Below are 18,664 nucleotides of genomic sequence, written 5' to 3'. Positions count from 1 at the left end.
AGATAGGGCCGTTCGGCCCTTCGATCCGCTTTTCCAAGGTCGCAGCGACCGGTTCGCGCTCGCCCTGCAGTGTCGGGAACGAAGCGTTGTAGGCGGCCCGCGCCGCCGCCACGTCCCCATTCTCGAACGGCTCTCCGCCAGCCGCGCGGCCGATTTCGAGGACGTGCAGTGCATCGGGGTCGAGTGTCATCGTCATATCCTCAGGCAAGCAGGTCGCTTGCCTCTTCTTCGGTCAGCAGAGACGGCTGAGTGACGTCGCCCGCGACCATCACCGAGCCCTGGCCCTCGCCGGAACGCAGGATCGCCTCCATGATCTCAAGCACATGCAGCGCGAGGTTGCCGGAGGCGCGTGGCGTGTTACCAGTTTGAAGCGAACGGGCCAGATCGGCGACGCCGAGCATGCGGTAATTGGCGCGGTCGGGCGCCGCATAGGGCCAGTTGCGGGCGCCGTAGAGGTCGCCTTCGCTGGCAAAGTCCTTCCAGTCGGCGCCGCGCTCGGACAGCGACACGGTGCCGCCGAAAGTGTCGGGGTCGGGCAGGCGCAGCGAGCCCTCCGTGCCGTGCAGCTCGATCGGATGGTTGGAGTGGCGAAAGACGTCCCACGAGGCGCCGAAGGTGACCGTCGCACCGGAGCGGAATTCAAGCAGCGATAGCACGTTGGTCGGCGTGCCGACCTTGAATGTGGTGTTCTTGAACGGTCCGTCGGCGGTGATCAGCCTTTCCTCCTGACCGCGCGTCGCCATTGCCATGACACGCTCGACCGGGCCAAGCAGGTTGACCAGCATGGTCAGATAATAGGGGCCCATGTCGAACACCGGGCCGCCGCCAGGCTGGTAGTAGAATTGCGGGTTGGGGTGCCAGTGCTCCATGCCGCGGCCCATCATGAAGGCGGTGCCGGTGACCGGACGGCCGATGGCGCCGGCGTCCATCAGCCGGCGCGCGCGGCGTCCGGCAGCGCCGAGGAAGGTGTCGGGCGCCGAGCCAAGCAGCAGGCCGCGCGACTTCGCCTCGCTGACTAGCCGTTGTCCGTCGGCGGCCGAGGTGGCAAGCGGCTTTTCGGTGAAGACGTGCTTGCCGGCCGAAAGGGCCGACATGGTGACGTCGAAATGCACGGCGGGAATGGTGAGGTTGAGAACCAGGCCGATTTCGGGATCGGCAAGCAGGGCATCGACGCCCATCGCCCTGATGCCGTATTCGCGGGCCCGCAGGGCGGCCGCGTCCGCCGAGATGTCGGCGCAGGCCTTCAACTCCACGCCTGCAAAAAGTGCTGCGTTGCGCATGTAGGTCATGGCGATGTTGCCGCAACCTATGACCCCTACACCAAGCTTTTCCATCATTCCTCCAGTCGGCGTCCGTCCGTCAGGATCGGCGATTCTTCGTTCACGTGGCCATCCTTCGCCCACGTCATAAGCATATTGATGCACCATTATGCAGTTTAAATCTTGACGCGCGACAATTTTTTATGAATCATGTGCGAAGTTGGACGGGCGGGAGTGGCTGCCGTCAACTCTGGGAGGACTACAAATGGACGAGTCAAGGAAGGGGCCGCGCAGCGGTTCCAAGTCGATTGGGCATGTCACCATCGCCGATCGCCGGCAATTTCTCATCGGTTCCGCCGGCCTTCTCGGCGCGGCGGCTTTCGGGGTAGGGACGTCGCTCGGCATTGGCCGGGCTCGCGCCCAGAGCCGGGCCGAGATCAGCTTCGCCAGCGCCGCCTTCTTCGGCAAGGAGACCTTTGGCGACCTGATCAAGGCCTTCAACGAATCGCAGGACCGCATCCTGGTCAAGAACATCGAACTGCCGCCCCCGAGCTCCTCGACCGAGGTCTACCAGGGCCTCGTGCAGCAGCTCGCCCGCCGCACCGGCACGCCCGATGTCTTCAGCCAGGACGTGATCTGGATCGCCGGCTTTGCCGCCGCCGGATGGGCGCTGCCGCTGGACGAGTATTTCCCGGCCGACAAGCGCAGCGCCTACTTCACTGGGACCCTCGATGCCTGTACCTATGGCGGCAAGCTCACCGCCCTTCCCTGGTTCATGGATTCGGGCATGTTCTATTACCGCAAGGACGTGCTGGAAAAGCATGGCGGCAAGGTGCCGGAAAGCTGGGCCGACATGGCGACCATTGCCGCCGCCGCGCAGAAGGCCGGCGACATCGATTACGGCTATCTCTGGCAGGGCAAACAGGCCGAGGTGCTGGTCTGCGACGCGGTCGAGATCATCACCTCCAACAACGGCGCCATCCTGGCGCCTGACGGCAAGTCGTCGCTGATCAACCAGAAGGGCGCGGTAGAGGCGATCCAGTTCCTGCACGACACCCTCGCCACCAACAAGATCAGCCCGAAGGACGTGCTGTCCTGGGACGAGGAACCGTCGCGTCAGCCCTTTACCTCGGGCAAGGCGATGTTCATGCGCAACTGGTCGTATGTCTACCCGATTGCCCAGGACGCCAAGGCTTCCCAGGTGGTCGACAAGGTCGGCGTCGCGCCGCTGCCGTCGTTCCCCGGCGGCAAGAGCTCGGCCTGCCTCGGCGGCTACCAGCTCGGCGTCAATGCCAACTCGAAGCAGCGCGAAGCCGCGATCGAGCTCTTGACCTGGCTGTCGTCGACCGAGGTCCAGCACCGCATCGCGCTGAACTTCGGCCTCGCACCGACGCGGCCGGCGCTGTTCCAGGACGCACAGATCAAGAAGGAACAGCCGTTCATGGCCAGCCTGGAGAAAGTCTTCACCGGCGCCACGGCGCGGCCGATCACGCCTGAATACGCGAAAGTGACCCTTGCCTTGCAGTCCGGCATCTCCAAGGCGCTGGTCTCCGGTAATGTCCAGGCCGAGATGGACGCGACGGCGGCGCAAATCGACAAGATCGTAGGCTGAACCAATGTCCGCGGCGGCCACCATTCCCAGTGTCGGCCGGCCGCGGCGTCTCGGCAAGGCGCTTCCGGGCGCCTTGTGGGCCTTGCTCCTGCTGACGCCGGCCTTCGTGTCGCTGGCGTCGGTCTCCTTCTACCCGATCGTCAACGGGCTCTACCTGTCGCTCACCAACACCTCGCTGATCACGCAGGAACAGGATTTCACCGGCTTCTCCAACTATGTCGAGCTGTGGGGCGACCCGCAGTTCTGGAATGCGTGGTGGCACACGATCTGGTTCACCACCGCTTCGACCGTGCTGGAGACGGTGATCGGGCTCGGCATGGCGCTCATCCTGTGCGAAGCCTTCAAGGGGCGGGGGCTCGTCCGCGCGGCCATGCTAGTGCCGTGGGCGATGCCCACCGTCGTCACCTCCAAGATGTTCGGCTGGCTGTTCGACGGCCAGAACGGCATCATCAACTACATCCTCCTGCATGCCGGGCTGATCGACCAGAACATCAACTGGTACGGCTCCACCGACACGGCGATGATCACCATCATCATCGCCGATGTCTGGAAGACGACGCCGTTCATGGCGCTGCTGCTTCTGACCGGGTTGCAGACCGTGCCCAATTCGCTGATCGAGGCGGCGCGCATGGMTGGCGCCAAGGGTTGGATCACCTTCTGGTACATCCGCCTGCCGCTGTTGATGCCGACCTTGCTGATCGCCGGCCTGTTCCGCGCGCTCGACGCCTTCCGCGTCTTTGACCTCGTCTACGTGCTGACCGGCGGTGGCCCGGCCGATTCGACTGAAACGCTGTCGACGCTGTCCTACAAGGTGCTCTTTTCGACGCTGCAGTTCGGCTACGGCTCGGCCGTCTCGACGGCGATGTTCGTCACCGAGGGCATCATCGCGCTGGTGTTCTGCCTGTACCTCGTCCGCCAGATCAGGAGAGCGCAGTGAACGACACGCGCTCGCCGCTGCAGACCTTCGCCATCTATCTCGGCGCCTTGCTGATCCTCGTCTGGTCGGGCGGTCCGTTCATCTGGCAGTTCTCGACCTCGTTCCAGCTTGACAAGGCGCTGACGTCAGGCTCGCCGTCGCTGATCCCGGATCCCTTCACGCTGGAGCACTACTACAACGCCTTTGTCGAGAAGCAGCTTCACCGCTACGTCTGGAACTCGCTGGTGGTCTCCCTGGCGACGACGTTCCTCTGCCTGTTCGTCGGCTCGCTGGCCGCCTTCGCGCTGTCGCGGCTCAACATCAAGGGCCGCTTCGGCATTCTGATGGTCATCCTTTCTGTGTCGATGTTCCCGCAGATCGCGCTGGTCGGCCCGCTCTATCTGGTCGCCACCAATCTCGGCCTGCTCGACACCTACACGGCGCTGATCATCACCTACCTGGCACTCGGCCTGCCGCTGGTGACCTGGGTGTTGTTCGGCTATTTCGAGACGCTGCCGCGCGAGATCGACGAGGCGGCGCGCATGGACGGCGTCAGCGTGCCCGGCCTGCTCTGGCGCATTATCCTGCCGATGTCGCTGCCGAGCCTGGTGACCACCGGCCTGCTCGCCTTCATCACCGCGTGGAACGAATTCCTGTTCGCGCTCGCCTTCACCTCCAACATCGACCGGCAGACGATACCGGTCGGCATCGCCAACTTCACCAACCTCTATTACGTCCCCTGGGGAGACATCGCCGCGGCCTCCGCCGTGGTGACCGTGCCCTTGATCCTCCTGGTGCTGTTCTTCCAGCGCCACATCATCGAAGGACTGACCCAGGGCGGCGTCAAGGAATGAATGACATGACGACGACGAAGCTCAAGGTCGGCTGCCAGACCTTCACCTGGGAAATGCTGGGCAAGGGCTGGACTGGCGGTCCCGACGATCTGTTGAAGGCGATAGAAGACGGCGGCTACGCCGGCATCGAGATCACCGACACCATGATCGGCCGCTATGCCGACAGCCCGGCCGAATTCGCTGCTGCGCTCGATGCCCGAGGCCTCTCCCTCGTCTCCTTTGCCTTTGGCTCGAAGAGCGGTTTCACGTTGAAAGAGGCGCTGGAAAGCGACCTCGAAGCCGCCCGGCGCTGGACAGGGTTTGCCGCGAACTTTCCCGGCGCACTGGTCTCAATCGGCTCGGCGACGGTCGTCTCCGACGGTCCGCGCGAAGATAAGTTCGCCATATCGGCCGAATTCTACAATCGCGCCGCCGAGATCGGCCGCAAGGCCGGTGTGGATGTCGCGCTGCATCCGAGTTCGCACCACAACACGCTGCTCTTCGACCGCGCCGACTACGACACGATCTTTGCCTTGCTCGACCCCGACCTGGTCGGTTGGGTGCCGGATACCGGCCATATCCTGCGCGGCCACAAGGACATGCTGGATACGCTGCGCACCTTCCGCGACCGCATCCGCTACATCCATCTCAAGGACGTCGACGCCAAGGGCAACTGGGCCATGCTCGGCCAAGGCGTCTGCGACACCCCGGCGGTCATCGAGATCGCCGGCACCGCACCGCGTTTCACCGGCTGGCTGGTGCTCGAAGAGGAATCCGACACCGCCGCCGCCGACCCCGCCGGCGCGGTCAAGACCAACCGCCAAACAATGCGCAGCTACGGCGCCTGAAGAACGAGACGATGATTAAGAAACAGGACAGACGCCTCAGGGTCGGCGTGCTCGGTTGCGGCCCCATCGCGCAGTTTGCGCATCTGCAATCCTGCGCCAAGGCCAGCAATGCTGATCTCTACGCCATCTGCGACGCGGCACCCGACCTCCTCGCCCGCATGGGTGCCACCTACGAACCGCGGAAAATGTATGCCGACTATGACGCGATGCTCGCCGATCCCGAACTGGAAGCGGTGATCGTCGCCACCTCCGACGCCTACCATGTGCCGATGTCGATCAAGGCGCTCGATGCCGGCAAGCATGTGCTGTGCGAAAAGCCGATCGGCACCTCGGTGGAAGAGGGCGAGGCGCTGGCCGAGGCGGTCAGGCGCTCCGGCAAGGTCCTGCAGGTCGGCCACATGAAGCGCTTCGATCCCGCGCTGGAGGCGGCGCGCGATTTCGTCCGCGACGAGATCGGCGAGGTGCTGGCGCTGAAGGCCTGGTACTGCGATTCCACCCATCGCTACACCAACACCGATGCCATCCAGCCGCTGCCCGTCACCAGCAAACTGGCGAGGAAACCGAGCGGCAATCCGAAGGCTGATCTCAGGCAGTATTTCATGCTGGCGCACGGCTCGCATCTCGTCGACACGGCGCGCTTCCTGTGCGGCGATATCGTCGCCGTGCGCGCCCGCCTCAACGAGCGTTTCGGCGCCTATTGCTGGTTCGTCGAGACCGAATTCGCCAGCGGCGCGCTCGGCCATCTCGATCTCACCGTTGCCGTGCGGATGGATTGGCACGAAGGTTTCCAGCTCTATGGCGAGAACGGCTCTGTCATCGCCAAGACCTTCAACCCCTGGTACTTCCGCGCCAGCGAGGTCGAGATCTTTCACGAGAAGTCGGCCACCGCCCACAAGCCGCTCGGCGCTGACGGCCATTTCTTCCGGCGCCAACTGGAAGCTCTTGCCGAAACGGTGCTGGACGGCGCGCCGATGCGCGGCGCCAATGTCGAGGACGGCATCGCGTCGATCCGCGCCATGGTCGCCATCGCGCGCTCGGTGGTATCAGGTGAGCGGGTCGAGCTCGCCTCGGTTTCGGAGGCGGTGTGATGCGTCTCGGCATTTTCGCCAAGACCTTTCCAGGCGCCGAGCCAGCCGCCGTGCTGGCGGCCGTGCGGCACGCTGGCTATGAGACCACGCAGTTCAACCTCGCCTGCGCCGGCCTGCCGTCAATGCCGGATGCCGTGCCGGCGGACGCCATCGCGGCGATCCGCGCCGCCGCGCAATCGAGCGGTGTTTCGCTCGCGGCACTTTCGGGCACCTACAACATGGCGCATCCCGACAAGGCCGTCCGCGACGATGGCCTCAAGCGCCTTGCCGTCGTCATCGAGGCTGCTGCTGCCCTGGGCATTCCCCTGGTCACGCTCTGCACCGGCTCGCGCAACGCCGCCGACCAATGGGCGTACCATCCCGACAATGCCGATCCGGCGGCCTGGTCCGACATGGCCACCGAGATGGCGAAGGCGCTGGCGCTGGCAGAAGCCGCCGGCGTCGATCTCGGCATCGAGCCCGAGCAGGCCAACATCGTCACCTCGGCGAAGGATGCCACCACGCTGATCGCCGAGATGGGATCGAAGCGCCTGAAGATCGTGCTTGATCCGGCAAACCTGTTCGAACATGCGACGCCCGGCGAAGCGCGTACCATTGTCGCCGCCGCGATCGGCGAAGCGGCCGGCCACATTGCCATGGCGCACGCCAAGGACCGCTATGGTGACGGCCGTTTTGCCAGCGCCGGCCAAGGCATCGTCGACTTCCCGGATTTCATCGCGCGGCTGAAGGCGGTGGGCTTCGACGGGGCGCTCGTCACCCACGGGCTGTCCGCCGGCGAAGCCCCCGGCGTCGCGGCCTTCCTGCGGAGGCTCCTCTGATGGACACCGCGCCGACGGTCATGCTTCGCGACGATGCGGCGCTTTGTGTCTTCGATACCGGGCGGGGGTTTCCGGTCATCTTCCAGCATGGTCTCGGCGGTGATGCGGCGCAGGTGGCGCAGAATTTTCCCGACAGTCGGTCATACCGCCGGCTGACCGTCGAATGCCGCGCACACGGCGGCTCAGGCGCCGGCTCCAGGCGGCCCTTTTCGATCGCCATGTTTGCCGACGATGTGCTGGCCGCCGCCGACGCGGCCGGGCTCGACCGCTTCGTCGCCGGCGGCGTCTCGATGGGCGCGGCGATCGCGCTCAGGCTTGCAAGCCATCACGCGGACCGTGTCCTGGGTTTGGTGCTGGTGCGCCCTGCCTGGGTCTTCGATGCGGCGCCGCAGAACATGCGGCCCTTTTCGGAGGTGGCGAAGCTCATCCGCGATCGCCCGCTGGAGGACGCGCGCAACGCCTTCGCGGCCTCCGCGACAGCGGCCCGGTTTCGCAGCGAAGCACCGGACAATCTTGCTTCCCTGCTGGGTTTCTTCGAGCGCGAAAATGCGGCTGTCTTCGTCGAGGTGATGCAGGCGATCGCCAACGATGGGCCTGGCGTCACGCGGCCGGCTGCCGGCAATCTCGCTATCCCCACGCTGGTCATCGGCAGCGGCGTCGATCTCATCCATCCGCTGGCGACCGCCCGCTTCCTCGCCGACGCCATCCCAAACGCCGCCTTTGCCGAGGTGACGCCGAAGGCCACCGACAAGGATCGTCATTTCGCCGAGGTCCGCGCCGCTATCGCGGGCTTCCTCGAGGATCGTTTCAACAACCAGGACCAGTCATGATCTCGAAACCTCTCTCAGGCCAGGCCGCCATCGCCGCACTGCCGCGCGATCGCATGATCGCTGAATTCTCGTTGTGGTCCGCCGACCTCGTCAATTTCGAGAGCGATCTGAAGCGCATCGAGCCCTATGTCGACCTTCACCACATCGATGTGGCGGACGGTCATTTCGCCCCCTCCTTCCTGTTCTTTCCCGATCTCGTCGCCCGCATCGCTCGGCTGACGGCCAGACCCATCCATGTTCATCTGATGGTCGATGCGGCTGTAGTCGAGTCGCAGACGCGCCAGTTCATCGAGGCCGGCGCCGACATGATCAGYGTCCATGCCGAGAACGGTGAGGCGGGATTGCGCGCCGTCCGGCTGGCACGCGAACTCGGTGCCGAAGCCGGCGTGGTGCTCAGGCTGGAGACGCCGGTCGAGACGGTGACGCCTTTCGTCTCCGAGGTCGCCTTCGTCACGCTTCTCGGAACGGCAATCGGCGTCAAGGGGCAGAGCCTGTCGGACGAGGCCTGCGGCAGGCTGGGCGCTGCCCGCGCCATCCTGAGAGAGGCCGGCCGTGAGGCGGCCGTGGTTCTTGCCGCCGATGGCGGTATTCGCCACGAGACAGTGCCGTTGCTGCGTGCCGCCGGTGCCGAAACCGTGGTCCTCGGCTCGCTCGCCTTCGGCGACAGGGACCTGGCCGGCCGCATCGGCTGGCTGCACGGCCTGAAGGTCGCGGCATGAGCAACGAAGCCGCCCTTGCGATCGATCTTGGTGGCACCGAGCTTCGTGCCGCCCTGGTCGACCGTGACGGCAAGATCCTGGCATTCGCCGCGGTGCCGACACAGGCGCAGGCTGGCCCCGACGTGGTGATCGGCCAGATCGAGGCGCTGGCCGCGACCATCCACGACGAGGCGCCGGCGCTCGCCATCGTCGGCGTCGGCGTCGGCGCGCCGGGACCGCTCGATCCGCTGGCCGGCATCGCCGTCGGACCGCCGACACTCGCCGGCTGGCTGGACGTGCCGCTTGCCGATATCCTCGAACGGCGGCTCGGCCTGCCGGTGCGGCTGGAGAACGACGCCAATGCCGCCGCACTCGGCGAATGGCGCTTCGGCGCCGGTCACGGCGCCCGCTCGCTGGTCTTCGTCACGGTTTCCACCGGCATCGGCGGCGGCGTCGTCGTCGACGGGCGCATCCTGCATGGCCGCCGTGGCCTTGCCGCCGAGATCGGCCACATGACCATCACCAATGAAGGCGAGCGCTGCATGTGCGGTGTCGTCGGCTGCTTCGAGGCCATTGCCTCGGGCACCGCGCTCGGCCGCCGTGCCAACGCCGCGACAGCACCCTTTGATGGCTCGGCGCTGCGGCGCCTCTCGGGCAACGGTGAAGTGACCGGCCGTCACGTGGTCGAGGCGGCACGGCTGCTGGACGAGCTTGCCTTGGCCCTGCTGGAGGAGGARGCCCGATGGCTGGGCATCGGCTTCACCAATCTTTTGCATCTGTATTCGCCTGACGTGCTGGTCGTCGGCGGCGGCATTGCCAATGGCCTCGACCTCATGGCACCTGCCATCGAGGCAACCATCAGGCAGCGGGCCATGCGTGCCTATCGCGACGTGCCGGTCGTTCAGGCCCAACTCGGCCGCCACGCCGGGCTGGTTGGTGCTGCCAGCCTTGTCCTGTTCGATGACGGAGGTACGCTGGCGGCACGCATGCCTGTCGGTCCAAGCACATATCCGGATGCGAGGAGGGACTTCAATGGCTGAGCTCAAGCTGCGCGGCGTGCGCAAATCCTATGGCAATGCCGAGGTGATCAAGGGCGTCGATCTCGATGTCGGCGACCGCGAGTTCGTCGTCTTCGTCGGCCCGTCGGGCTGCGGGAAGTCGACGCTGCTGCGCATGATCGCCGGTCTCGAGAAGATCACCTCCGGCGAGCTGATGCTCGATGGCGCGCGCATCAATGAGATCGATCCTTCCGAGCGCGGCCTCGCCATGGTGTTTCAGTCCTATGCGCTGTATCCGCATATGACGGTCGCCGAAAACATGGGTTTTGCGCTGAAGATCGCCGGGCTGCCGGTCGTCGAGCGTGACGCCAAGGTCAAGGCGGCGGCCGAGGTGCTGCAATTGTCGCATCTGCTCGAGCGGCGGCCGAAGGAGCTGTCCGGCGGCCAGCGCCAGCGTGTCGCCATCGGCCGCGCGATCGTGCGCCAGCCGAAGGTGTTCCTGTTCGACGAACCGCTGTCGAACCTCGACGCGGCACTGCGCGTCAACATGCGGCTGGAACTGATGCAGCTGCACGAACGGCTCGCCGCCACCATCGTCTATGTCACGCACGACCAGACCGAGGCGATGACCATGGCCGACAAGATCGTCGTCCTCAATGGCGGCACGATCGAACAGGTTGGCACGCCGCTCGACCTCTATGCCAGGCCAGCCAATGTCTTCGTCGCCGGCTTCATCGGCTCGCCGAAGATGAACATGCTGCCGGTCAGGGTTCTGTCCGCCAACGCGGATGGCGTTGCCGTTGCCCTGCCGGGCGGATCCAGCCTGGTCGTTCCGGTCGAGGCGGGCGCGCTCGCACAAGACAGCGAGCTGCTGCTCGGCATCCGGCCGGAACATATCCGCATCGCGGATGCGGGCCAGTTCAAGGGCGAGGCGGTGCTGGCCGAACGGCTGGGCGGCCTGACCATCCTGCATGCCGACATCGGCGAGAAGACGAGGCTGGTCGTGCAGACCGAGGGCATCGACACGACACCGCTGCACAGCCCCATCGCCATGCAGGCCGATCCCTCCCGCTGCCATCTCTTCGCCGCCGACGGCAAGGCGCTGGCACCGCTGCGCAAAACCGCCTGACATCGTTGTCACCTGTACGGCAGCGGCCGGAAGCCATGGGCTTCCGGCCGCTGATTGGTGTTGAAGCGCTCGGATTACTCGGCGGGAACGAGATCAGCCGGCAGGCTGTCGTCGGCCGTGCCCGCCAATGCCCTGGCGAGCTGGGCTTCATCGAGTTCGCCTTCCCAGCGTGCCACCACCAGCGTGGCGACTGCATTGCCGACGAAGTTGGTCAGCGCCCGGCACTCCGACATGAAGCGGTCGACACCGAGGATCAGCGCCATGCCGGCGACGGGCACCGCCGGAACGACCGACAGTGTGGCGGCCAGGGTGATAAACCCGGCTCCGGTGATGCCGGCGGCGCCCTTGGAGGAGAGCATCGCAACCAGCAGCAGCAGGATCTGGTCGCCGATCGACAAATGGATGTTGGTCGCCTGAGCGATGAACAGCGCCGCCAGCGTCATGTAGATGTTGGTGCCGTCGAGGTTGAAGGAATAGCCGRTCGGGATGACCAGACCGACCACCGAGCGCTTGGCGCCGGCCTTCTCCATCTTTTCCATCAGCGAGGGCAGGGCGGCTTCCGACGAGGACGTGCCCAGCACCAGCAGCAGCTCTTCCTTGATGTAGCGGATCAAGGACAGGATGGAGAACCCATTGTAGCGGCAGACCGCACCCAGCACGACGAACACGAACAGCAGCGAGGTCACATAGAAGGTGCCGACCAGCATGGCGAGGTTGATGACCGCGCCGATGCCGTATTTGCCGATGGTGAACGCCATGGCGCCGAAAGCACCGATCGGCGCGGCCTTCATCAGCACGCTGACCAGCTTGAAGATCGGCGTCGTCAGGGCCTGCAGGAAGTTGAGGACCGGCGTGCCCTTGTCGCCGACCAGCGCCAGCGAAATGCCGAACAGCACCGAGAAGAACAGCACCTGCAGGATGTCGCCGTCGGCGAAGGCGCCGACGATCGTCGTCGGGATGATGTTCATCAGGAAGCCGGTGACCGACTGGTCATGCGCCTTGGCGGCATAGGTGTTGACGGTCGAGGCGTCGAGGGTCGCCGGGTCGATGTTGAAGCCGGCGCCCGGCTGGACGACATTGGCCACGACAAGGCCGATGATCAGCGCCAGCGTCGAGAAGGTGAGGAAGTAGAGCATCGCCTTGCCGGCGACACGTCCGACCTTCTGCAGGTCGCTCATGCCGGCGATGCCGGTCGCCACGGTCAGGAAGATGACCGGGGCGATGATCATCTTGACCAGCTTGATGAAGGCGTCGCCGAGCGGCTTCATGCTCTCGCCGATCGACGGATAGAAGTGACCGAGCAGGATGCCGACGGTGATCGCGACGAGCACCTGCACGTAGAGTTGGGCATAGAAAGGCTTGCGCTGCGCGGAAGGCGCGCCTGATTGGTCTGCGATGTGCATCGAACTCTCCCTTGCCGGATGGGCGGAAATGCACCGCCCTGCGTGACTTCTCCCATCGCGGCGCTCCGGTCGCGCGCCGCTGCAAAGACTTTTGCAAGCGCTGTGCCAGATCGGTGAAAGGCCGGAATCCCTGGATTTCGGCGGTTGTCCGGCGCTTTGCCGCGAATGCCTGTGCGGATTTCCGCACAGGCAGCGTTTGCCTGGGCGGAATTTCGCATTACACTGGGCCGCAAGGCTGCGGGGAAAAAACGGGCCGCGAGGAAAAGGGAGAGGGCAGACGTCGCAAGTAGGCATCGATAGGGGATCCGCGGCCGGCCGTGAATTGCTGCGCGAAGCGGTGGCCCGGCTGCGCGATGGCCGCTGGCGTGTCGTGGTCGTCGCTCTTGCGGTTCTGGCAGGCGCGATCGCCATCGCCGGTCGCATCGCCACCGGCCAGGCGGCCGACAATCTGCGCGACGGAGCACTTGCCGCCCTGCCACTGGCGGCGGGAACCCTGACCGGCGAAATCGAAAAGCAGCGCCTGGTTCCATTGGTGCTGGCGCGCGACGATGCGGTGCGCGGGGCGCTGCGCCGGGCCGGAAAGATGCAAGAAGCAGCCCTCAACGACAAGCTCAGGGCAATTGCCGGCGATGCATCGGCGTCCGCCATCTATGTCATCGACACGGCCGGCATCGCAATCGCCGCCAGCAATGCCGGCGAGCCGACGAGCTTTGTCGGCATCGACTATAATTTTCGCCATTATTTCCAGGAGGCGATGGCCAAGGGTGCTGCCAGCCAATATGGCCTCGGCACGATCAGTGGCCGGCCGGGTCTTTACCTTGCCAGCCGCGTCGACGACGGCTCCAAGCCGCTTGGTGTTGCGGTGCTGAAGGTCGAGCTCGACGGCGTCGAAGCCAATTGGCGCTCCAGCGGCTTTCTTGTTTTCGTCACCGACGAACGCGGCGTGGTGCTGGCCACCAGCCAGCCCGAGTGGCGGTTTCATGCCCTGGCGCCACTCTCGGCCGCGGATGCTACTGCTGCCCGCGAGCAGCTTCAACTGGCCGATGCCGGCTTCGAACCGCTGCCGTTGCGACGCGGTGCCGGTGACGGCCTGGCGACAATCGACAGCTCCGGAAAGCCGCGCCAGTTCGTTGAAGTGGTGCAGGACCTGCCCGGTGCGGTGCCCGGCTGGCGTCTGTGGCTGCTGACGCCCGCCGACGCGGCTTTGTCGTCCGCCGCCAACACGGCGCGCCTGACCACGCTGCTCGGGTTGCTGCTCATGGGCCTGCTTGCCTTCGTGCTCACCCGGCGCAGGCGCGCCCGCCGGCTGCGGCAGGAAGCGCTGGCGCGCATGAATGCCGAACTGGAGAGCCGGGTCAGCACCCGGACGGCCGAGCTGACGCGCTCCAACACCGCACTTGCCGGCGAAATCGCCGAGCGTGAGAACGCCGAAGCCAAGGTCCGCCGGCTGCGTGACGATCTCGCCCAGGCCAACCGGCTTTCCATCCTCGGCCAGATCGCCGCCGGCGTGGCGCACGAGATCAACCAGCCTGTTGCCGCCATCCGCACCTATGCCGAGAACGCCGGCCGCTTTCTCGACGCCGGCAAGACCGAGCCGGTCAGCGGCAATCTGACATCGATCGTATCAATGACCGAGCGCATCGGCGCGATCACCAGCACCTTGCGCACCTTTGCCCGGCGGCCAGGCGTCGCCGCCTCGCCATTGCCGGTGCGCGAGGCGATCGACGGCGCGCTGTCGCTGCTGTCGGGACGCATCCGTGATTCCGGCGTGACCATCGTCAAGCCGCGCGGCAACGCGTCGCCGGTGGTCATGGCCAGCCGCATCCGGCTCGAGCAGATCCTCGTCAACCTGTTGCAGAATGCGCTGGACGCGATGAAGGACCAGCCCGATCCCCGCATCGAGATCGACATCGCCGAGCGCGACGACAGGGTGCTGATTTCGGTGCGCGACAACGGCCCTGGCCTCGGTCCGGAGGCGGCCGGCAATCTGTTCATGCCGTTCCAGACCACCAAGGAGAAGGGGCTTGGCCTCGGACTGGTGATCTCGCAGGAGATCGCCCAGGAATTGGGCGGTACGCTCCGGCTCGATCCCGGCAGCGCCGGCGGCGCATCCTTCACCATCGACTTGAGGCGAATTGAATGACAGACGCATCAGGGCTGGTGGCGCTCGTCGAGGACGATGCGGACCTGCTTCACGCCACCACGCAATTGTTCGAGCTTGCCGGCTTCGCGGTGGTCGCGCTCGACGCGGCCGAGGCGGCGCTTGCCGTCGTCGACAGGAATTTCGAGGGCGTGGTCGTCAGCGACATCCGCATGCCGGGCATGAACGGGCTGCAGCTGTTCGATCGCGTCAAGGCGATCGACCCCGACATACCGGTGATCCTGGTCACCGGGCATGGCGACGTCGATCTCGCGGTGGCAGCGCTCAAGGATGGTGTCTATGATTTCATCCCGAAACCCTATGCCAGTGACCGCCTCGTCGAGGCACTCAGACGGGCATCGGAGAAGCGGCGGCTGGTGATGGAGAACCGGCGGCTGCGAGAAGCCGCGGCGCAGGCTGCCGACGGCCTGCCGCTGATCGGCGAAGCGCCAGCCATCCGGCGGTTGCGCGAGACCTTGCGGCAGATCGCCGACATGGACGTCGACGTGCTGGTGGAAGGGGAGACCGGAACCGGCAAGGAGGTGGTGGCCGACCTCCTACACCGATGGGGGCGGCGGCGCGCAAAGCCCTTCGTGGCGCTGAATTGCGGTGCGCTGCCGGAGACCGTCATAGAGAGCGAGCTGTTCGGCCACGAGGCGGGCGCGTTCACCGGCGCGCAGCGGCGACGGATCGGCCGCATCGAGCACTCCAGCGGCGGCACGTTGTTCCTCGACGAGATCGAATCCATGCCGCCGGCCCTTCAGGTCAAGCTGCTGCGTGTGCTCGAAACGCGCAGCGTCACCCCGCTTGGCTCGAACGAGACCCGGCGCGTCGACCTCCGGGTCGTCGCGGCGACCAAGGTGGATCTCGGACGGCAGGACCAGCGCGGCGACTTTCGCGAGGATCTCTATTTCCGCCTCAACGTGGTGACGTTGCGCATTCCGCCGTTGCGCGAGCGGCGCGGCGACATCCCAATGCTGTTCGGCCACTTCCTCGGCAAGGCCGCGGAACGGTTCGGCCGGCCGGTCGCCGGGGTCAACGCGGCGGTCAGCGATCATCTCCAGTCGCATGCATGGCCGGGCAATGTGCGCGAGCTTGCACATTTTGCCGATCGCGTCGCGCTCGGCCTCGGTCCGGACGACGATACGAAAACGGTTCCCGCGCAGTTGCCGGAGCCGGCGGCCACGCTGCCCGAACGGGTCGGCCACTACGAGGCGCAACTCATCCGCGACGCGCTGCGCGACCACGGCGGCGATGTGCGCAGCGCCATCGACGCACTCGGCGTGCCGCGCAAGACCTTCTACGACAAGCTCAAGCGCTACGGCATTGCAGCGTCCGAGTTTCGCAATGGCGGCGATGCGGATACGCACCCTGTTCGGAGCCAGATATAGACATTGCACAAGCGCCATGCCCCTCGTAACGCTGCCTTTGTATCCAGCTGCGCATCTCGGAAAAGGCCATGAAGACGACACTTGAAACGACGGCAAATCCCTCGCCGGAAGAACTCACCTTTCTCGCCGAACGGCTGACGGCGTTCAACGACGGCGATGTTGGTGCTTCCGAAAGAAAGGCCCTGGCCGTGTTCTTGCGCGACGAGGACGGCACGGTCGTCGCCGGCATCTCGGGCTACACCGCCTGGGGCTGGCTCTACGTGCAGTGGCTGTGGGTCGATGAAAGGCTGCGCGGTCAGCAGATGGCCGGCAACATGCTGGATGCGGCCGAGCAGGAAGCGGTGGCGCGCGGCTGTCGGAATGCCTGGATCGACACCTTCAATCCGCACGCCGCCAAGGTCTATCAGCGCCAGGGCTATCAGCCCTTCGGAACGCTTGCCGATTTCCCTGTCGGCCGCAGCCGCATCTTCCTGCGGAAGACGCTGGTTTAACCGGCCAGCCGTCCGCCGCGCATCGGCTGCGGTGCGCCGGTCGTGCTGGGGAAGCTGATCGGCAGACCCCTCAGCACGCGGACCGCGAGGAAGGCAAAGCACTCCGCCTCCACCGCGTCGCCGCTCCAGCCAAGGCTTTCGGCCTGCACCACCTCGACGCCGGCGCGGCTGGCGAGCATCGCCATCATTGTCGGATTGTGGCGGCCACCGCCGCTGACCACGAGTTTTTTCGGCCGGCGCGGCAACAGGTCGAGTGCCTTGCCGACGGCGGCAGCGGTGAAGGCGGTCAGAAGGGCTGCGCCATCCTCGGCATTCATGCCGTCCGCCATCGCGGCGCCGAAGTCGAAACGGTCCAGCGATTTCGGGTAGGGCTTGGTCAGATAAGGGTGCTGCAGCAGCTTGGCCAGCCGTGCCTCATCGACCGCTCCCGCCCGGCCAAGCGCGCCGTCGCGGTCCATGTCGCCGAGCCCTTTCGATTTGATGAAATCGTTCAATGGCGCATTGGCCGGTCCGGTATCGAAGGCGACAACGTTGTCGGCACCATCCCACCAGGTGATGTTGGCGACGCCGCCGAGATTAAGCACCGCCACGTCGCCGCTGGCGCCGGCGCTGCGCATCAAAGCGGTGTGATAGGCAGCGGCCAACGGCGCGCCTTGCCCGCCGGCGCGCATGTCGGCTGAGCGGAAGTCATAGGCGACCTTGGTGCCCAACAGGGCGTGCATCAATTCGCCGTCGCCGAGCTGCCGGGTCTGGCCGAGCCGGCCCACCTGCGGCGCGCGATGCAGCACGGTCTGGCCATGAAAGCCGAYGACGCCGATATCGGCCATCGTCATCCCATAACCTTCGACGAGTTCCTTGACCGCCGCCGACTGGGCTCGCGTCAGGGCTTCTTCCGCCTTGCGAAAGATCGCCGGCTCCGGCCCGGTGAAATTCCAGGCTCTAGCCTCGTTCAGTGTCTCTTCGAGCAGCGAGCGGATCGACGGGGGATAGGGCATCAGCCGATATGTGCCGAAATCATCGATCCGCTCGCCGTCGGTCTTGATCAGGGCCACGTCGATGTTGCCGTCAAGCACGGTGCCGGTCATCAGCCCGACGGCCCAGATTGGTTCCATGGTCACCTCCCTAACAATCCTCGTTGACAAGATCTCCGACCGCCTGCCGAAGCGGAGCGATGCCGCTGTCGAAATGACGTGTCGGATGGATCCGGTTGGTGAGCAAGGTCCAGGCCTTGCCTCTGTCGAAGTCGATCCACAGTCCAGTGCCGGTAAAGCCGGTGTGGCCGATGGTTCCCGGCCTGCACAAGGCCCCGCCGGACCAGCCCTCGTAGGGGCGCTCCCAGCCATGCGTGCGGGTTGCGGACAAGGGCGCGCGCATCAGCTCGATCGAACGCTCGAACGCACCCGTGCCGTCCAATAGCCCCTGCGCGAAATCGAGGACGGACGCGGCTGTTCCAAACAGGCCGGCATGTCCGGCACCTTGCAGCGCCGCGCAATTGTCATCGTGGACCTCGCCGGACAAAACGCGATGGCGCCAGGTGCAGTCTTCGGTCGCGGCTGACGCATCCGGCTCGGCGGAAAAAGCGAAGCCCGGGCCGGGATCCATGTTCCGGATTTTTTTTCCCGACAGCCGCTCCAGCGCAAAGCCGAGCAGGATGAAGTTGATGTCGGAATAGATCGGGTCGCGGGCGCGCCATTCGCGCTGCAGGATGAAGGCGCGCAGAAGCTCGGGATCGCGCCCATAGGTATAAATCGGCTCGACGGCGGGAAACGGCGTCTGGTGGCCTAGACACTGGCGGAACGTCACCTTCCGCTCCCAGGCCTGTGCATCATACTGGCGAAGATCCGGCAGAGCGGAGATCAGCGGCGCATCGAGATCGATGACGCCGTTTTCGGCCAGCGCCAGGATGCGCGGTGTGGTGAAGATGACCTTGCTCAAGGACGCCAGGTCGAACCATGTTTGCTCCTGCATTGGGCGCGTCTTCGGCACGAGCTGAGCGGAGCCGACCGACCTGACGACGCGTTCGCCATTTTTGTCGACAATGCCTAGGACGCCGCCGGGGATGCGCTTGGCGGCGACGGCGGCTTTCAGCGGTGCGAACGCGCGATCGAAGAGCTGGGCGAGGGTGCTCAACACGAGCCTCCATCTGAAAGGCAGCGTTCCGTCCCACCCCCCTCTGCCCTGCCGGGCATCTCCCCCGCAAGGGGGGAGAT

General features: G+C 65.6%; 17 protein-coding genes and 1 pseudogene. 13 read left to right on the top strand and 5 right to left on the bottom strand.

The window, feature by feature from the left end:
* Both ACXJ7R_RS08385 and ACXJ7R_RS08380 read right to left on the bottom strand, forming a co-directional pair.
* Positions 1–190: pseudogene (locus ACXJ7R_RS08385) on the bottom strand (alpha/beta hydrolase); the annotation flags it as partial.
* A 10-nt stretch (positions 191–200) separates the two neighbouring features.
* Positions 201–1,337, bottom strand: coding sequence for a Gfo/Idh/MocA family protein (locus tag ACXJ7R_RS08380; RefSeq protein ID WP_457151424.1), 1,137 nt, complete (start codon positions 1,335–1,337; stop codon positions 201–203).
* A gap of 187 nt (positions 1,338–1,524) precedes the next feature.
* On the opposite strand from ACXJ7R_RS08380, the gene ACXJ7R_RS08375 reads away from it, so the two are divergent.
* From ACXJ7R_RS08375 to ACXJ7R_RS08330, 10 genes are read left to right on the top strand one after another with little or no spacing between them, the layout of a single operon-like run.
* Positions 1,525–2,871, top strand: coding sequence for an ABC transporter substrate-binding protein (locus ACXJ7R_RS08375; RefSeq protein ID WP_457151423.1), 1,347 nt, complete (start codon positions 1,525–1,527; stop codon positions 2,869–2,871).
* A gap of 4 nt (positions 2,872–2,875) precedes the next feature.
* Positions 2,876–3,808 (top strand): carbohydrate ABC transporter permease, encoded by a 933-nt coding sequence (locus ACXJ7R_RS08370; protein WP_457151422.1) that lies wholly within the window; start codon positions 2,876–2,878, stop codon positions 3,806–3,808.
* On the top strand, positions 3,805–4,641 hold the full coding sequence (locus ACXJ7R_RS08365) for a carbohydrate ABC transporter permease (RefSeq protein ID WP_457151421.1): 837 nt from the start codon (positions 3,805–3,807) through the stop codon (positions 4,639–4,641). The genes ACXJ7R_RS08370 and ACXJ7R_RS08365 overlap by 4 nt, the downstream gene beginning before the upstream one ends.
* A 5-nt stretch (positions 4,642–4,646) precedes the next feature.
* Positions 4,647–5,468 (top strand): sugar phosphate isomerase/epimerase family protein, encoded by an 822-nt coding sequence (locus ACXJ7R_RS08360; RefSeq protein WP_457151420.1) that lies wholly within the window; start codon positions 4,647–4,649, stop codon positions 5,466–5,468.
* An 11-nt stretch (positions 5,469–5,479) separates the two neighbouring features.
* Positions 5,480–6,556: a Gfo/Idh/MocA family protein gene (locus ACXJ7R_RS08355; RefSeq protein ID WP_457151419.1), complete on the top strand. Its 1,077-nt coding sequence runs from the start codon at positions 5,480–5,482 to the stop codon at positions 6,554–6,556.
* Positions 6,556–7,374, top strand: a complete 819-nt coding sequence (locus ACXJ7R_RS08350; protein WP_457151418.1) for a sugar phosphate isomerase/epimerase family protein — start codon at positions 6,556–6,558, stop codon at positions 7,372–7,374. The genes ACXJ7R_RS08355 and ACXJ7R_RS08350 overlap by 1 nt, the downstream gene beginning before the upstream one ends.
* The gene (locus ACXJ7R_RS08345; protein ID WP_457151417.1) at positions 7,374–8,204 is read left to right on the top strand and encodes an alpha/beta fold hydrolase; all 831 of its coding nucleotides are present in this window, start codon (positions 7,374–7,376) and stop codon (positions 8,202–8,204) included. The genes ACXJ7R_RS08350 and ACXJ7R_RS08345 overlap by 1 nt, the downstream gene beginning before the upstream one ends.
* On the top strand, positions 8,201–8,923 hold the full coding sequence (locus ACXJ7R_RS08340; RefSeq protein WP_457151416.1) for a ribulose-phosphate 3-epimerase: 723 nt from the start codon (positions 8,201–8,203) through the stop codon (positions 8,921–8,923). The genes ACXJ7R_RS08345 and ACXJ7R_RS08340 overlap by 4 nt, the downstream gene beginning before the upstream one ends.
* Positions 8,920–9,942, top strand: a complete 1,023-nt coding sequence (locus tag ACXJ7R_RS08335) for an ROK family protein (protein WP_457151415.1) — start codon at positions 8,920–8,922, stop codon at positions 9,940–9,942. Before ACXJ7R_RS08340 ends, ACXJ7R_RS08335 begins: the two co-directional genes overlap by 4 nt.
* Positions 9,935–11,029: an ABC transporter ATP-binding protein gene (locus ACXJ7R_RS08330; RefSeq protein WP_457151414.1), complete on the top strand. Its 1,095-nt coding sequence runs from the start codon at positions 9,935–9,937 to the stop codon at positions 11,027–11,029. Before ACXJ7R_RS08335 ends, ACXJ7R_RS08330 begins: the two co-directional genes overlap by 8 nt.
* Positions 11,030–11,103: 74 nt before the next feature.
* Here the strand turns inward: ACXJ7R_RS08330 and ACXJ7R_RS08325 are convergent, their stop codons facing one another.
* On the bottom strand, positions 11,104–12,432 hold the full coding sequence (locus tag ACXJ7R_RS08325; RefSeq protein ID WP_457151413.1) for a dicarboxylate/amino acid:cation symporter: 1,329 nt from the start codon (positions 12,430–12,432) through the stop codon (positions 11,104–11,106).
* Between the two features lie 322 nt (positions 12,433–12,754).
* On the opposite strand from ACXJ7R_RS08325, the gene ACXJ7R_RS08320 reads away from it, so the two are divergent.
* The 3 genes from ACXJ7R_RS08320 (at position 12,755) to ACXJ7R_RS08310 (ending at position 16,454) form a co-directional block, all read left to right on the top strand.
* Positions 12,755–14,575 (top strand): sensor histidine kinase, encoded by a 1,821-nt coding sequence (locus ACXJ7R_RS08320; protein ID WP_457151412.1) that lies wholly within the window; start codon positions 12,755–12,757, stop codon positions 14,573–14,575.
* Positions 14,572–15,963, top strand: a complete 1,392-nt coding sequence (locus tag ACXJ7R_RS08315) for a sigma-54-dependent transcriptional regulator (protein WP_457151411.1) — start codon at positions 14,572–14,574, stop codon at positions 15,961–15,963. The genes ACXJ7R_RS08320 and ACXJ7R_RS08315 overlap by 4 nt, the downstream gene beginning before the upstream one ends.
* Before the next feature lie 68 nt (positions 15,964–16,031).
* On the top strand, positions 16,032–16,454 hold the full coding sequence (locus ACXJ7R_RS08310) for a GNAT family N-acetyltransferase (RefSeq protein ID WP_457151410.1): 423 nt from the start codon (positions 16,032–16,034) through the stop codon (positions 16,452–16,454).
* Here ACXJ7R_RS08310 and ACXJ7R_RS08305 read toward each other — a convergent pair.
* Entirely contained in the window at positions 16,451–17,566 is a 1,116-nt protein-coding gene (locus tag ACXJ7R_RS08305) for an anhydro-N-acetylmuramic acid kinase (RefSeq protein ID WP_457151409.1), read from the bottom strand. The two genes, ACXJ7R_RS08310 and ACXJ7R_RS08305, sit on opposite strands and share 4 nt — an antisense overlap.
* Before the next feature lie 10 nt (positions 17,567–17,576).
* Positions 17,577–18,584, bottom strand: a complete 1,008-nt coding sequence (locus ACXJ7R_RS08300) for a serine hydrolase domain-containing protein (RefSeq protein ID WP_457151408.1) — start codon at positions 18,582–18,584, stop codon at positions 17,577–17,579.
* Positions 18,585–18,664: the final 80 nt, after the last annotated feature.

The sequence above is a fragment of the Mesorhizobium sp. P5_C1 genome (assembly GCF_054049815.1).
This window is presented reverse-complemented; position numbering and strand designations above follow the sequence as displayed.